Genomic DNA, 14,161 nt, shown 5'->3' on the forward strand with positions numbered 1-14,161 from the left:
AAAAGCCGGATCTGTATATGATCCGGCTTTTTTTATGTCGCGGCGCTGATCCGTTTTGCAAATTCACCGATCTTCTCATGGATGACAAGATCAAATAAATGGTCGCAATATGTCGGCTCAAGGTTAATGATCACCTGCTTCAAACCGGGAATCCGTCCCGCATCCTCAGGGACAAACCTTGCCGGCGCCACTTCAAGCGAAGTGCCGATCACAAGAAGAAGATCAGCTTTATCAAGCTTTTCATAAAGGGTTTCAAAATGCTGAACGAGATCGCCGAACAGCACGACATCCGTTTTTAATACGGTGCCGCATACCGCATGATCACCGATTTCCGCCGTACATTCCGGCACTTCGTCCTTCAGCAGATGAGAAAGCCCGTAGCGCGCTCCGCAGCGGGGGCATGCGGCGGTCTGAATTGAACCGTGAAGCTCATAGACACTGCTGCTTCCCGCTTTCTTATGCAGCCCGTCAATATTCTGCGTGAAAATGTCTACCTGCTTTCCCCGCCTTTCAAGATCCGCCAAATACGTATGGCCGGCATTCGGCTCATAGCTTCCGCTCATTTTCATCTGAAAGAGCTGTTTGAATTTAGGCCAGAATTCACGCGGACGGCGTTCAAAGGATTCCCTGCTCATCGCTTCCATTCTGGAGGTGTCTTCGGTCCATATACCGCCCGCCGAACGAAAATCGGGAATGCCGGATTCCGTGCTCATTCCCGCTCCCGTCAGCACCACGATACGTTCCGCCTGATTGATCAATGTTATAAACGCTTCCACTCTTCCACCGCCTTTTCTTTTTATCATATCATGAAAAAAGAACGGCGCCTGTTATGCCCGTTCTTTTTCTCCGGAATGATCCTTCACATGAACCGGATCATCGTGGCTTTTCTGTTTTACGAATACATTCTGGCCCGGATAGGCGAATTCCACGCCTTCCTCAGCAAAAATATCAATAATCCGGCGGTTGATATCCTGCCGCACGTCCAAGCTTTCCGCCCAGACGATGGTCTTTGTGTAAAAGTTGAAAAACAGATTATAATAGCTGTCCGCAAACACGTCAAAGTTAACCATAATCGTATCATCATGCACGCCTTCATGTTCACGAAGCATTTCTCTGAGCCTTGTGATGCACCGCTCTAAACGATCAATCGGCGTCGCATAAGAAACACGAACGGAAAACGTGACCTGGCGCTTCGTCATCCTCGTCCAGTTTGTGATGGCTTCCATGGACAGCGTTGAATTGGGTACGGTAACAAGCGCCCCCTGCGCCGTGCGGAACCTTGTGCTTCGGAATGTGATATCTTCAACGCCCCCCGTCACAGATGACGTCTCGACCCAGTCGCCGATCGTAAACGGCTTTTCCGTAATGATGATAATGCCGCCGAAAAAATTGCTGATCGTATCTTTAGCCGCAAGCGCGAAGGCCAATCCGCCAAGTCCGAGTCCGGCCACGAACCCGTTTACATCATAATTGAATTCCTGCGCGATCACACTGACGCTGAGCGCGAGAATGACAAAGCGCAGCACCTTGGATAAAAACGGCGCCAAAATGTCATCCATATCAAGCTCAAAGCGCTGATTGACTTTATGAAATAAAAACGAAGACGCCGATGTCAGATTGCAAAGCCCCCAGGCGATCAGCGCAACGATCAGAGAGCGGTACAATTTTTTGACAATGTCCATCTGCCCGTCTAAAAACGGCGAATACTCAATCGCCAAAAACAGACCCAGCGCCACGAAAAACCACCTGGCCGGCTTGTCAAACGCTACGGCAATCTGTTTGAATATGTCGGTTTTCGGCTTGTTTGCCAATTTGTAAATGAGCTGAAAAAAGTATTTGGCAAACAGTTTTCTCAAAACGAGAAAAGCCGCTAAAATTCCGATGCTGATACTGATCTGCAAAATATGGTCAAGCGTAAAAAAGCTCTGAAATTGTGTCATCATGGCATATGCTCCTTTGTCTTGTCGAAAATCTATTATACTAAAACATTCGGACATCAGCTTCTTTTAATGTCTTTAGGCAGCCTGAAAAACCCCGGCATCAGAGCACAGCCGGGGTTTTTCACACATTCGTTCATCTTTCAGCCAGATACAACAGGGTCAGGCACTATTTCTTCTTTGATTGTGTCTGTTTCAGGAGAGTCGCTTTTTGGATTTCAGCATCGGTTTCGGCCTTAATTCTTTCTTCCACTTTCAATCTCCCTTTTCCCATGATCTCGCCTCCTTTTTGCCATTATAAATCATCACTGCGGATTGTAAACCGAAAAAAGCACTATCTTTATTCCAAAAAAATACTGTTTCGCACATTCACCAGTTTGAATCGCTGTGCATATACGAATCTGATATAATAACAGAAATGCCCATGAGGGGAGCTGACAAGCTTGTATACCATCGCTCATCGCGGCGCATCCGGTTACGCGCCCGAAAATACATTTGCGGCATTTGATATCGCTGCCGAAATGAACGCTGATTTCATTGAGCTTGACGTCCAGCTCACAAAAGACGGCCAGATTGTCGTCATCCATGATGACAAAGTCGACCGGACGACGGACGGCTCCGGTTTTGTAAAAGATTTTACGCTGAAGAAGCTGCAGTCTCTGGACGCCGGCAGCTGGTATGGGGCTGAGTTTAAAGGGGAGCGGATTCCCCTGCTCGAAGAGGTCTTGAAGCGTTATCATTCTGAAATCGGTTTTTTAATTGAACTGAAAGGGCACGTTTCTCAAGTCGGTCTTGAAAAAGCAGTCGGCCAGCTGTTAAGCAGGTTTTCCTTTTCCATCCGCCCTATCGTTCAATCATTCAGCCTCAAGTCAATTCAGACCTTTCACGACATGTATCCGTCCGTTCCGACTGCAATAATTGCAAGACCCAGCTTCGGGGTGTTTTCCAAAAGCCAGCTGGCCGCCTACAAATCAGCCGTAAATTATGTCAATATTAAATATACCCGCCTGAATCGGTTCTTGATTTCCACCGCTCACAGACACGGCCTGAAAGTATTTGCCTGGACGGTCAGAAATCAAAAGACGGCCGAAAAACTGCAAATGATGGCAGTTGACGGCATTGTAACTGATTTTCCGGATTTTATTTCTAAGGATGGCTGATATGAAACAATATATCGCAATTTTTATCGGAGGCGCGCTTGGCGCATTGCTCCGCTTTGAAATGAGCGCGCACATTCACAGCGGTTCTTTCCCGGCGGCCACTTTCCTCGAAAACGCGGCGGGAAGCCTTTTACTCGGTCTTATTACGGGTTATTTCATCATTCGGGCTAAACGCCCTCTTTTGACCGCCTTTTTAGGAACCGGTTTTTGCGGAGGTTTCACGACGATGTCAACCTTCGCAAAAGAAACCATTTTTCTGCTGCAATCGTCTCCCGCAGCGGCTTTTTGTTATGCTGCCGCGACTTTATTCGCTGGTCTTGCCCTTGCATACGCCGGCATTTTTTTGGGACGGCGGATTGCCCTTCACGCAGCGGGAAGAGGGCATGATACACCATGACGATTGTCCTGATGCTTATCGCAGCGGGTATCGGAGCGGTATTACGTTCTCTTTTGGGTAAAACAATTTCAGAAAGAACAAAAGGTTTTCCGATGCCGCTTGGAATGGCTGCGGTCAACCTGCTCGGCTCCTTCGGCCTCGGCATGTTCACCGGCCTGGGCCTGGATAATCCTTCTGCCGGCATCATCATCGCGACGGGCTTTTTCGGTGCGTTTACGACCTTTTCCACGTTCAGTATTGAAGCCGTGCAGCTGATGATGAACAACCGCATTAAGGAAAGCCTGCTCTACATCGCTGTTTCAGCAGCCGGAAGCCTTTTGGCGTTCTGGTGCGGCTTTGTTATGATATCCATTTAAAAAAACCTTGAGCTTATTTTTCGCTCAAGGTTGCGTTATGAAGCATGACCGTTTCAGGCACGGGAAGCTGGCGGTTTATTGTTCCCTGACCGCCCGGGCGGACCTGTTCTTCTTTGAGTTCAAGCTGTTTAATAAACCGGCCGTCCATTTCTAATATGAGGGCAGTGTATCCCCCGATTTGTATCGACTCACCCGCACAGATGTCAATATTCCGTTTCAGCACAAGTCCGCCGATCGTGTCGACTTCCTCTTCAATCCCTGCGCCGAGAAGATGATTCACCTGATCAATCCGAACCTTTCCGTCCAGCACATAATGGCGTTCGGACAGCTTTTGAATCTGCGGCTGTTCGTCCTCATCAAATTCGTCCCTGATATCGCCGACGATTTCTTCAAGGATGTCTTCGGTCGTCACAAGACCGGACGTTCCGCCGTATTCATCAGACAATATCGCCAAATGAATCCGTTCTCTCTGCATTTTTATCAGCAGGTCGTGTATCGGGATCGTCTCGATGACTTCAATCACCGGGCGGACGTAAGACGTGATGGATACTTCCGCTTTTTCATCTTCTGTCATAAACAGCAGATCTGAAAAGAGATGCTTCGTATTGATCATGCCGATGACATTGTCTTTGTCCCCGTCCGTTACGGGCCAGCGCGTATATTTGTCTTTCAGCATCATATCAAGCATTTCCGGCACGTCCATATCAGTGGAAACAGCCGCGATTTCTTTTCTCGGGATCATGATTTCCTTGGCGATCCGATTATCAAAATCAAAAATTTTATTCACAAATGTATATTCAGACGGATTGATTTCTCCGTTTTTTAAACTTTCTGACAGCAGGATCCGCAGCTCTTCTTCAGAGTGGGAGCCTTCATGCTCAGATGCCGGCTTTAATCCGGCCAAACCGGTCAGAATTCTCGCGGAGCCGTTCAGCACCCAAATAAACGGGAACATGAACACGTAAAATAACCGAAGCGGTCCGGCAATCCATAACGTCAGCTTTTCAGCTTTTTGAATCGCAACCGTTTTAGGCGCAAGCTCACCGACGACGACATGCAGAAACGTAATCAGCCCGTACGCCGCAGCAAAAGAAATCACATGCTCAGCAGAATCCGGCAGCCCCATACCCTGAAACACAGGATGAAGCATCCGCTCAAATGCAGGCTCTCCCAGTACGCCGAGCCCGATGGATGTGAGTGTAATGCCAAGCTGCGACGCGGATAAATACTCATCAAGATCCGTAATGATACGCTTTGCGAGCACCGCCCGTCTGTTCCCTTCTGAAATGAGCTGATCGATTCTGGATCTTCTCACTCTGACGATCGCAAATTCACTCGCCACGAAAAATGCCGTTAACGCAATGAGCACACCGATTAAAATCAAACTGTCAATATCGTCCATTTCACCTTATCCCGAATTAAAGGATAAGGACGTCACCTCCTGATTTCATCGTTTTTTCTTAAGCGAGAGGAACGAAATGGGTGATTGACTACACAGAGGGCCCCATCCTGCCACCTCCTAAGTCAAAGCATGATTGTCATTTGTATAGTTTATTGTATCACAACTCCATTCTTTCATCATTTTCAGATTTTTATCATATAAAAAACAGCCTTCAAAAAGAAGGCTGCCGTTATCTGCTCCGGAAATGATTTTCTAAACAAAGCGCCGTATTAATCCCCCCGAATCCCATGCTTAAGCTTAACGCATGGTGTACGGTATGGGCGCTCGGCCCGTCGGTCACCCACTGAAATGAATCGTCAATCGGCTCCGTTAAGTTTCGGATCGGATGAAGTTTGTTTTCCCGCATTTGCAAGAGAGCAGCAATGATTTCCACCGTTCCGGCCGCACTCAGACCGTGTCCGGTAATCGATTTTGTCGCATTAATCCGCGCGTGCGACAGGCCGCTTTCAGAAAGCGCCCGGCATTCAGTCTTATCACCGATCGGCGAACCGGTGCCGTGCGGGTTGATGTAATCGATCTCTTTTGCTGAAAGACCGGCCCGCTCCAGCGCCTGGCGGATCACCGTCATTTCGCCCTCTGCTGAAGGATTCGGGTTGCGGTTCGCATCAGAAGCCATCCCCCAGCCCTTTAAGCCGGCCCACGATCGTGCGCCCCTCTGTTCGGCAGATTCAGCGCGTTCCAGCACAATCGCCCCGCACGCCTCTCCGAATATAAACCCGTCCGTATGCCGGTCAAACGGGCGGCAGGCGGCTTCAGGCCGTTCAGCGTATGTATCAGTGCCCATCGCTCCCAAAGAACGGAGAGCATGACACTCCATGTACGACAGATCGGCCAGCGCCCCGATCACGATGCACCGGTCAAACAGGCCGCCTTTGATTCCTTGAGCAGCCTGAATAACCGCCGCCTGGCCGCTGGCCGACGCGCCGCCGACCGTAAAGGCCGGCCCTTTTATCCCGAATTGTTCCGTACAAAGCCCCGACAAATCACTATCCATAAAAGAAAGCCCGTATGTCGGATTTACAAATTGCGGCGTTTCACCGTTTTTCTCAAAGGCCTGCAGCAATTCGCGCTGCGTCATATTCGAGCCGCCGATGATCAGACCGGTGCGGCTGTGATCAGCGCCGTCTAATTGAGCGTCATGCCACGCTTCATATAAAGCGATAAGCGCCGTCTTTCCTGATAACGCGGCCCTTCGGTACAAGCGCTTCGACAGCACGTCAGGCGGCGTTAATTCGCTAAGCTCCGCGCCGATAAACGAACTGCCTTTCTGCCGGCCGGGCCGTTTCATCACATCAAAGGCGTGCCGCCCCTCCATGAGCGCATCGAGAAACGCCTCCTTGCCTTGTCCGACCGCGGTTAAGACTCCGATTCCTGTAATGCTGATGTCTGACGTGCCATTATTTCTCCTCGACATTTGTCCGTTCTCCCATCTTTATGTATTGGAAGCTATGAAGAAAAATCTTGATACAGTGCTTTGAAAATATCGCGCGACTGTCTGATCTGTTCTGAAGGCACGCTGAAAGATAATCGGAAATAGCCGCTCTTTCCAAATCCGCTGCCGGGTACGATCAATAGTTTGTATTTCTGTGCGGCATGCATGCAGAATGCCACCTCGTCTTCAATCGGTGATTTCGGAAAGACGAAAAAGCCTCCTTTCGGCATTTCAAATTCGAAACCGGCTTCTGTGAGGATGTCCACCATAAGGTCTCTCCGCTTTCTGTAAGGTTCAGCGTCAATCGAAAGATCATCCATTTTCGCCACGGCGCGCTGCATCATGACCGGAGCGTTCACAAAGCCGAGCGTCCGGTTGCAGAAAACGAACGCATCCGTCAGAAGATCGCCCTCAGGCATTTGGGCGTCTGCCGCGATATACCCGAGCCTTTCCCCCGCAATGCCGAGATCTTTACTGAACGAACTGACTAAAATCACGCGGTGATACGCCTGAAACGGATTCGCCTGCTCTTCTCCGTAGATCAGCTGGCTGTACGGTTCATCAAATAAAATAAATATGCTTTGGCCGTTCCGCTCTTCGGCTTCTTTTAATAAAGCGCCCAATTCGTTAAGGTTTTTCTGGCTGAGCACAGTCCCCGTCGGATTATGCGGCGTATTAACGATCAGTCCTTTCGTACGGGGGGTGATCGCACCTTTAACCGCTTCAATATCAATCTCAAATGAGTCAGTCAGCGGGCAGATGACGGGTCTGCCGCGGTAATTTTCAACATACGCTTTATATTCCGCAAAATAAGGCGAAAGAAGGATGACTTCTTCCTCGGGGTTTAAAATGCTTTTCAGCGCGACATTCAGCGCCCCGCCGGCTCCGACCGTCATGACTGTATGCCTGGCGGAAATTTCTGTCTGAAACCGCTCTGACAAAAAGCGCGCAACCTTTTCTCTCGCCTCCGGAAGCCCCTGGTTTTGTATGTATCCGTGCCGCCCTGTTTCAGCCGCTTCGCAAAGCGCCTTTTTAAATGTTTCAGGCGGCTCCGCAACCGGATTTCCTATTGAAAAGTCAAACACCTTATCGGCGCCGAACTCTTTTTTCAGCCGAGCGCCTTCATCAAATAGTTTGCGTATCCATGACCCTTTCTCCAGATTCTGTGTCACTTCCCGTGATAAACCGGCCACTGTCATCTGTCCCTTCTGTCTTTTTCTTCCGTTTCTATTTACAATGATTATGAAAGATTTACATGGCGCAGTCAACGCTTTTTCAGACAGCCCGCCGCGCCGTTTCAGGAGAAAGACGGAAAACAATAAACTTGTGCAAACTCCCCTTCATATATTAAACTATTCTCATAACTATAACGTGATGGTTGGGGAGGGATTTAGATGGGGCTGAGACTTATCGCATCAGTGAATTAGCAGAGCTTGCCGGTGTAACGAAACGCACGGTGGATTACTACACAAACCTCGGGCTTTTAAAGCCTGACAGGTCTTGTTCGAACTATCGTTACTACGATACACTTGCACTTAATCGGTTAAAGTTTATAGTCGCTTGTAAAAAGCAGCGATTGGCCCTGTCTGATATAAAAGATCGACTGGAGAACCAGTTTCCCTCTTCAGCCCTGCCTGACGATATTGGAAATCTGGCATCGGAAATTGATCACATGAATCAAAACATCTCCGTGATCTTGAATCGGTTTGAAAAGCTTGAACCAGAGGAGCGTGCCCAGCTGAAAAAAAGGCTGGCTCCTGAAAAGCTTGCAGTGCTTCAATCATTTATGCTGCTGTTAAGTTAAACCATTATCTTACTAACAGGAGGTGTTACCTTCATCTTCCCAAAAGAAGTGAAGGTTCTAATTGGACATTGTGAATTTGATTTTAGTCGCGGTTTTAATCGCGCTGACGGCATTTTTCGTAGCATCTGAGTTTGCGATAATCAGAATCAGAGGCTCACGGGTTGACCAGCTTATAGCAGAAGGAAATAAAGCCGCAATCGGTGTCAAAAAAGTGACCACGCATTTAGATGAGTATTTATCGGCGTGCCAGCTCGGCATAACATTGACTTCCATCGGTCTTGGTGTCTTAGGCGAATCAACGATTGAACGCTTGCTTCATCCGCTTTTCACAAAGATAAACGTACCAAGCTCATTATCGCATATTATTTCATTTATTCTCGCCTATGCGATCATTACATTCTTACACGTGGTCGTGGGAGAGTTGGCGCCGAAAACAGTCGCCATCCAGAAAGCGGAAGCCGTTTCAATGCTGTTTTCGAAACCGCTCATTTGGTTTTACCGCATCATGTTCCCGTTTATCTGGCTTCTGAACAACTCCGCCCGTCTTTTAACGAAGACGTTCGGTCTGGAGACGGTGTCTGAAAATGAGCTTGCCCACTCTGAAGAAGAGCTGCGCATCATTTTATCGGAAAGCTATAAAAGCGGTGAAATCAACCAGTCTGAATTTAAATACGTGAACAAAATCTTTGAATTTGACGACAGACTTGCAAAAGAAATCATGATTCCGCGTACGGAAATCGTCAGTCTGCCGCATGATATCAAAATTTCTGAAATGATGGACATCATTCAGATTGAAAAATATACCCGGTACCCTGTCGAAGAGGGTGACAAAGATAATATTATCGGCGTTATTAACATTAAAGAAGTGCTGACTGCCTGCATCAGCGGCGAAGTATCAGTCGACTCGCCGATTACCGATTTTGTCAATCCGATCATCCATGTGATTGAGTCGGCACCGATTCACGATCTGCTTGTAAAAATGCAGAAGGAACGGGTTCATATGGCGATTCTGTCGGATGAATACGGCGGAACCGCGGGGCTTGTCACCGTTGAAGACATTATTGAAGAAATCGTCGGGGAAATCCGTGATGAATTTGATATCGATGAAATCAACGAAATCCGTAAACTCGGCGACGGCCATTACATGCTTGACGGCAAGGTCCTGATTGATCAAGTGAACGAACTCCTCGGCATCCATTTGGAAAATGACGAGGTCGACACTATCGGCGGCTGGTTCCTTACCCAGAAATACGACGTCGAACAATACGACTCGATTATCGAAGAAGGCTGTGAATTTATCATTAATGAAATTGACGGCCACCACGTCGCATATATCGAAGTGAAAAAACTGGCGTTTGATGAACTGCTGGAAACCGCCGAACAAAAAGAAGCATAACAAAAAAGCTTGCGCGTCTGATACAGACGGCAAGCTTTTTTTCATTTACAGTTGTTCAAGTTTTTTCTCAAGCTCTTTAATTCTGGCATTCAGCTCTTCTGTCATGGCCGCAAGCCTCTCCTTCGGCGCAAGATCGGAAAAGTCCTCCAAAAAAATCGGCTCGCCGATGATAAGCCGCATTTTTCCCTTTTTAAACAGCGCTTTTCCCGTAGACGGCCCTTTATATGCGGCCGGAACGAGCGGCGCTTTTCCCATTTGGGCGATGGTCACGGCCCCTCTTTTCAGCGGGACGTCTTCTGATGTTCTCGTACCGCTCGGAAAAATCCCGACAATCTTTCCTTCCTTCAGAAGCTTAATCGGCGTTTTAATGCTGCTTGGGCCCGGATTTTCACGGTCAACCGGGAATGCGTGAATCTTCTTCAAAAAACGTCCGATCCACTTTTTCTGAAACAGCTCTTTTTTCGCCATATAATGAATCTGAAGGGGCAATATCCCGACACCGAGCGTGAGGACATCCACCCAGCCCGCATGCGTGCACGCGATAACGAATCCTTTATCAGACGGAAGATTCTCTTTATTGTACACTTTCACTCCTCCGCGCAGGGATAGAATGCATTTGATGGCATTTGCACAAAACTTATACATAACGCACTTCCTTTGTTGTAATGATCAAAAGTGTTCTCTCTCTCTATTATAACAATATTTTTTATTACCTGGTACTAATAATTATATTTTTCCTCCGCCGATCTCTATCTTTTATGACGGATTTTGGGTACTATAGAGAAATGGTGTTTGATGAGGTGAAAATGAATTTAAGCCGTTTGCATGGAACGTGCAACTTTAAACCTTTCTTATGCGTGTATAACATAGAGGGGAGAAAAGGCAGTGACGATCGATGAAATTTACCAAATGTATATGAATGATGTTTACCGGTTCCTGCTCTCCATGACAAAAGACAAGCATCTCGCTGAAGATTTGCTGCAGGAAACCTTTATGAGGGCATACATACACATTCACTCCTACGACCACAGCAAAGTAAAGCCATGGCTTTTTCAAGTGGCGAGAAATGCGTTTATAGATTATGTCAGAAAACATAAAAAGGAAGTGACCATTTCCGATGACTTAATTGGGAGCCTTTTTCAGACGGCTGTTCAAAGCCCGGCTCATCAGATTGAAATCAAGGAAGTGCTGACAGGGTATATGTCCGAACTTCCCGACAATTATCGGGAGGCCTTAACACTGTATTATTTAAAAGAACTGAATTACAAAGAAGCATCCCATATTATGAATATTTCAGAGGCTAATTTTAAAAGTGTTTTATTTCGTGCCAGACAGCGGCTGAAAGCACTTTATAATAGAGGTGTTAATGATGAATGAAGAATTTAAAAAGCGTTTTTACCAATACAAAAATGGAGAAATGAGCGACCGGGAAATGGCCGCCTTTGAAGAAGAGCTGGAAAAGCTGGAAGTCTATCAGGAGTTGATTGAAAGCGAAATGCAGGACGACCGGGAATGGGACGTCGGCATCAGCCCGGAAAAACAGAAGGCCATTTTATCATACGGAAAACGCAAATCGTATTTGCGGATTTCAGTTCTCGCCGTCATCTCCACTTTGATGATTTTGCCGCTTTGCACATTAGGAAGCTACCTCTATTACGGTCTGGGAGGAAAAGAAAGCACCGGCAATCAATTAATGGAGACCGCGGCAGTGACGGTGGCGACCACAATGCCGAACGTCCTCGTCGATACCTCCGGACTGAAAAGCCAGGTGAAGCTGTTTGGAATGAATACGGAATTTCCGCTGCAAAAGCAGATCGGCACAAAAACGAAATCCGTCGGCGGAGAACGGATTGAAATGTTTTTAGATACGGTCAAATCGCCTGCCGTTAACTACTATGATCTAGACGCGGCACAGGCAAAGCATTATTTCGCCCATCCTTCCGGCTTAAAGGAACGCACGATTGAAAAAGCCGGACAGACATTAAAAAAATTGCCTGAAGGAAGCGTGGCGGAGGTCTATCTTTCTTATGACAGGGCCTACCCTTCTTCTCAAGTATATTCGACTTTTAAAAAATACGATGTGAAGTTTTTATGGAACGCGGTCGAAACGGAGAAAAATCTGAAAGACAGTCCTTATGCCGAGCCGTTAGGATTTCCCGGGAAAGATTCCAAGATGGTGTCCTCTTTCGAAACGCAAGGACAGACAGACCGTGAACAATTTATCAATGCCCTTGAATTTATGTCCCGCCATAAAAAATGGGCGCATGCGATATCGAAACGCAAAGACATGAATCTGGGCAGCCGAATCGACTATGTTGAACATCACGGAATGAACGTATACGGCTCTGTCGTGACGGGGCCGACAAAAGAAATCGAACGTCTGCTGAAAAACAAAACAGTAAAAGCAGCAAACATCGGTGAGGTGGAATTATGGAATTGGTAAGAATTTTTAAAGAGCATAATGTTTTCGGCTGGATATCAGTCGGTACCGCGATTTTGTCGCTGCTGCTTTTGAACGTGGCAATCATCAGCAATGTGACTTTCTATTCTTATCAGATGCTGCCGTTTGCGATGGCCGCCGTGCCGTTCGGCATCATTGAGCTGTTTATTAAAAAAGGACGGACGGGCCCGGGACTGCTCGGTGTCATTCTCAATCTGTTCGTCATTGTCTGTGTATATACGATCGTTGCGGTTGATACGAATCTGCAATTCGGTTTTTAAACGTAAAAACAGGCCCTTTTACGGGGGCCTGTTTTTTTAAAATGAAAGAACGCCGATTAAATGCAGCAATACGACGATGATAGCCAGCGGCACGAGATATTTCAGAAGGAAATACCACAGCTGAAAGAAACGATAGCCGATGGCGGAACCGCTTTTCATCTCGGCAAACAGCTCCTGCTTCGGTATTTTCAGCGGGACGAAGATTGATATTAATAAAGCGCCGAGCGGAATCAGCACATTGCTGACGGTGAAATCCGCAAGATCAAAAAACGTTTTTCCGAACAAATGAACATCACCGAGAACACCGTATGATAAACAGGACGGAATTCCGACTAAGAAAATGAGCAGACCGCTTGTCCACGACAGCTTCTTTCTTTTCGTTTCATCACCTTTCCCGACAGTCGCCACGATAATTTCCACCATCGAAAAGGCCGAAGTCAGCGCGGCGAAGAAAAAGACCGCCAAAAAGCTGATAAAAAACAGCGAGCCGAACGGCAGCCGGTCAAAAACAGCCGGCAGCACGGTAAACAGCAGTGTAGGCCCTTCATCCGGTTTAAAGCCGAACGAAAAAACCGCCGGGAAAATGGCCAGTCCCGCAAACAGCGTGACGAGCACATTCATCATAACAATAGAACCCGCCGAACCCGGAAGATTTTGGCTTTTCGGCAGATACGAACTGTATGTCACCATGACCGAAACACCGAGCGTTAATGTAAAAAACGCCTGTCCTAAAGCATATAGGATGGATTCCGGCGTCAAATCTTCAAAGTGCGGAACCAATAAAAATCTAATCCCCTCAACGGCATGATCGAGCGTGACTGATCGCAGCACAAGCAATAGAAACAGCACGAATAAAATCGGCATCAGCACCGCACTGACCCGTTCAATCCCTTTCTGCACGCCTTTTGCGACGACCGCCACCGTCATGATCATAAATACAAGCTGCGCAATGAGAGTCTGGATCGGATTTTCAATGACCGTCCCGAACACCGTGCCGTACTGCTCCTGAGTGAGCCCGGATAAAGAACCGGTAACGGCTTTTAACACATAAAGCAAAATCCACCCGCCGACAACACTGTAAAAAGACAAAACTAAAAAACAGGCCGCCACACCCACATAACCCGTAAGGTGCCATACCGACTTCGGCGCGGCTTGTTTGTAGGCATCAATCGCATTTGTCTGGCTCCGTCTTCCGAAAATAAATTCACCGAGCAAAAGCGGATAGCCTAAAAGCACGGTAAAGAGGACGAATACAAGAAAAAAAGCGCCTCCCCCGTTCGTACCCGCTACGTAAGGGAACTTCCAAATGGCTCCCAGGCCGATCGCCGAACCGGCAGCGGCCATAATAAATCCTATTTTTGAGGCCCATTGAACCCTTTTTTGGTCAGACACGACTTTCCACTTCCCTTCCGCCCTATATTATCCCTTATTCGCTGCGATAACTTAAGCCCATTTCAATATGTTTCATTATTCCGAAAAATAAAAAGGAGCGGCGG

The 14,161-nt window shown here is 47.5% G+C and carries 16 protein-coding genes; 8 read left to right on the forward strand and 8 right to left on the reverse strand.

Annotation, left to right across the window (positions count from 1 at the left end):
- Positions 1-32: 32 nt before the first annotated feature.
- From BZ167_RS04665 to BZ167_RS20095, 3 genes are all read right to left on the reverse strand, one after another.
- Positions 33-803, reverse strand: coding sequence for an NAD-dependent protein deacylase (locus BZ167_RS04665; RefSeq protein ID WP_202631677.1), 771 nt, complete (start codon positions 801-803; stop codon positions 33-35).
- 24 nt (positions 804-827) lie between these two features.
- Positions 828-1,943, reverse strand: a complete 1,116-nt coding sequence (locus tag BZ167_RS04670; protein WP_015417129.1) for a mechanosensitive ion channel family protein — start codon at positions 1,941-1,943, stop codon at positions 828-830.
- A 163-nt stretch (positions 1,944-2,106) separates the two neighbouring features.
- A complete protein-coding gene (locus BZ167_RS20095; protein WP_003155299.1) occupies positions 2,107-2,211 on the reverse strand; it encodes a YhdX family protein in 105 nt (34 codons plus the stop codon).
- 169 nt (positions 2,212-2,380) lie between these two features.
- Between BZ167_RS20095 and BZ167_RS04675 the strand changes: the two genes are divergently transcribed.
- The 3 genes from BZ167_RS04675 to crcB are packed head-to-tail and all read left to right on the forward strand — an operon-like array spanning position 2,381 to position 3,850.
- Entirely contained in the window at positions 2,381-3,097 is a 717-nt protein-coding gene (locus tag BZ167_RS04675; protein ID WP_033574467.1) for a glycerophosphodiester phosphodiesterase, read from the forward strand.
- A gap of 1 nt (position 3,098) precedes the next feature.
- Positions 3,099-3,494 (forward strand): fluoride efflux transporter FluC, encoded by a 396-nt coding sequence (locus BZ167_RS04680; protein WP_029325977.1) that lies wholly within the window; start codon positions 3,099-3,101, stop codon positions 3,492-3,494.
- Positions 3,491-3,850: a fluoride efflux transporter CrcB gene (gene crcB, locus BZ167_RS04685; RefSeq protein WP_012117180.1), complete on the forward strand. Its 360-nt coding sequence runs from the start codon at positions 3,491-3,493 to the stop codon at positions 3,848-3,850. Before BZ167_RS04680 ends, crcB begins: the two co-directional genes overlap by 4 nt.
- 13 nt (positions 3,851-3,863) lie before the next feature.
- Here crcB and BZ167_RS04690 read toward each other — a convergent pair whose 3' ends face one another.
- The 3 genes from BZ167_RS04690 to BZ167_RS04700 all read right to left on the reverse strand — a co-directional run bounded on the left by BZ167_RS04690 (position 3,864) and on the right by BZ167_RS04700 (position 7,943).
- Complete coding sequence (locus BZ167_RS04690) at positions 3,864-5,252, reverse strand: hemolysin family protein (RefSeq protein WP_015417127.1); 1,389 nt, start codon at positions 5,250-5,252, stop codon at positions 3,864-3,866.
- Between the two features lie 229 nt (positions 5,253-5,481).
- Positions 5,482-6,726 carry a beta-ketoacyl synthase N-terminal-like domain-containing protein gene (locus BZ167_RS04695; RefSeq protein ID WP_033574466.1) on the reverse strand — a complete coding sequence of 415 codons (1,245 nt, stop codon included), beginning with the start codon at positions 6,724-6,726 and terminating at the stop codon, positions 5,482-5,484.
- A gap of 32 nt (positions 6,727-6,758) precedes the next feature.
- The gene (locus BZ167_RS04700) at positions 6,759-7,943 is read right to left on the reverse strand and encodes a pyridoxal phosphate-dependent aminotransferase (RefSeq protein ID WP_015417125.1); all 1,185 of its coding nucleotides are present in this window, start codon (positions 7,941-7,943) and stop codon (positions 6,759-6,761) included.
- 179 nt (positions 7,944-8,122) lie between these two features.
- Between BZ167_RS04700 and BZ167_RS04705 the strand changes: the two genes are divergently transcribed.
- Both BZ167_RS04705 and BZ167_RS04710 read left to right on the forward strand, forming a co-directional pair.
- Positions 8,123-8,548, forward strand: coding sequence for a Cu(I)-responsive transcriptional regulator (locus BZ167_RS04705; RefSeq protein WP_007409263.1), 426 nt, complete (start codon positions 8,123-8,125; stop codon positions 8,546-8,548).
- Between the two features lie 61 nt (positions 8,549-8,609).
- Entirely contained in the window at positions 8,610-9,944 is a 1,335-nt protein-coding gene (locus BZ167_RS04710; protein WP_003155308.1) for a hemolysin family protein, read from the forward strand.
- A gap of 45 nt (positions 9,945-9,989) precedes the next feature.
- Here the strand turns inward: BZ167_RS04710 and BZ167_RS04715 are convergent, their stop codons facing one another.
- Positions 9,990-10,589: a lysophospholipid acyltransferase family protein gene (locus BZ167_RS04715; RefSeq protein WP_015417124.1), complete on the reverse strand. Its 600-nt coding sequence runs from the start codon at positions 10,587-10,589 to the stop codon at positions 9,990-9,992.
- A 240-nt stretch (positions 10,590-10,829) separates the two neighbouring features.
- On the opposite strand from BZ167_RS04715, the gene sigM reads away from it, so the two are divergent.
- From sigM to BZ167_RS04730, 3 genes are read left to right on the forward strand one after another with little or no spacing between them, the layout of a single operon-like run.
- Complete coding sequence (sigM, locus tag BZ167_RS04720) at positions 10,830-11,321, forward strand: RNA polymerase sigma factor SigM (protein ID WP_003155312.1); 492 nt, start codon at positions 10,830-10,832, stop codon at positions 11,319-11,321.
- Entirely contained in the window at positions 11,311-12,387 is a 1,077-nt protein-coding gene (locus BZ167_RS04725; RefSeq protein WP_087920756.1) for an anti-sigma factor, read from the forward strand. Before sigM ends, BZ167_RS04725 begins: the two co-directional genes overlap by 11 nt.
- Positions 12,375-12,665: an anti-sigma-M factor gene (locus BZ167_RS04730; protein ID WP_003155315.1), complete on the forward strand. Its 291-nt coding sequence runs from the start codon at positions 12,375-12,377 to the stop codon at positions 12,663-12,665. The genes BZ167_RS04725 and BZ167_RS04730 overlap by 13 nt, the downstream gene beginning before the upstream one ends.
- Positions 12,666-12,701: 36 nt before the next feature.
- Here the strand turns inward: BZ167_RS04730 and BZ167_RS04735 are convergent, their stop codons facing one another.
- Positions 12,702-14,057: a sodium-dependent transporter gene (locus tag BZ167_RS04735; RefSeq protein WP_061890513.1), complete on the reverse strand. Its 1,356-nt coding sequence runs from the start codon at positions 14,055-14,057 to the stop codon at positions 12,702-12,704.
- Positions 14,058-14,161: the final 104 nt, after the last annotated feature.

Origin of the sequence: Bacillus sp. 275 (assembly GCF_001999205.1) — a bacterium.
Classification (GTDB): domain Bacteria; phylum Bacillota; class Bacilli; order Bacillales; family Bacillaceae; genus Bacillus; species Bacillus velezensis.

Excerpts from the sequence above, each read along its gene's own strand:
- BZ167_RS04665 (WP_202631677.1), bottom strand. The coding sequence starts at position 803 with ATGATAAAAAGAAAAGGCGGTGGAAGAGTGGAAGCGTTTATAACATTG.
- BZ167_RS04680 (WP_029325977.1), top strand. The coding sequence starts at position 3,099 with ATGAAACAATATATCGCAATTTTTATCGGAGGCGCGCTTGGCGCATTG.
- BZ167_RS04690 (WP_015417127.1), bottom strand. The coding sequence starts at position 5,252 with ATGGACGATATTGACAGTTTGATTTTAATCGGTGTGCTCATTGCGTTA.
- BZ167_RS20095 (WP_003155299.1), bottom strand. The coding sequence starts at position 2,211 with ATGGGAAAAGGGAGATTGAAAGTGGAAGAAAGAATTAAGGCCGAAACC.
- BZ167_RS04700 (WP_015417125.1), bottom strand. The coding sequence starts at position 7,943 with ATGACAGTGGCCGGTTTATCACGGGAAGTGACACAGAATCTGGAGAAA.
- BZ167_RS04715 (WP_015417124.1), bottom strand. The coding sequence starts at position 10,589 with ATGTATAAGTTTTGTGCAAATGCCATCAAATGCATTCTATCCCTGCGC.
- BZ167_RS04670 (WP_015417129.1), bottom strand. The coding sequence starts at position 1,943 with ATGATGACACAATTTCAGAGCTTTTTTACGCTTGACCATATTTTGCAG.
- BZ167_RS04695 (WP_033574466.1), bottom strand. The coding sequence starts at position 6,726 with ATGTCGAGGAGAAATAATGGCACGTCAGACATCAGCATTACAGGAATC.
- BZ167_RS04725 (WP_087920756.1), top strand. The coding sequence starts at position 11,311 with ATGATGAATGAAGAATTTAAAAAGCGTTTTTACCAATACAAAAATGGA.
- crcB (WP_012117180.1), top strand. The coding sequence starts at position 3,491 with ATGACGATTGTCCTGATGCTTATCGCAGCGGGTATCGGAGCGGTATTA.
- BZ167_RS04730 (WP_003155315.1), top strand. The coding sequence starts at position 12,375 with ATGGAATTGGTAAGAATTTTTAAAGAGCATAATGTTTTCGGCTGGATA.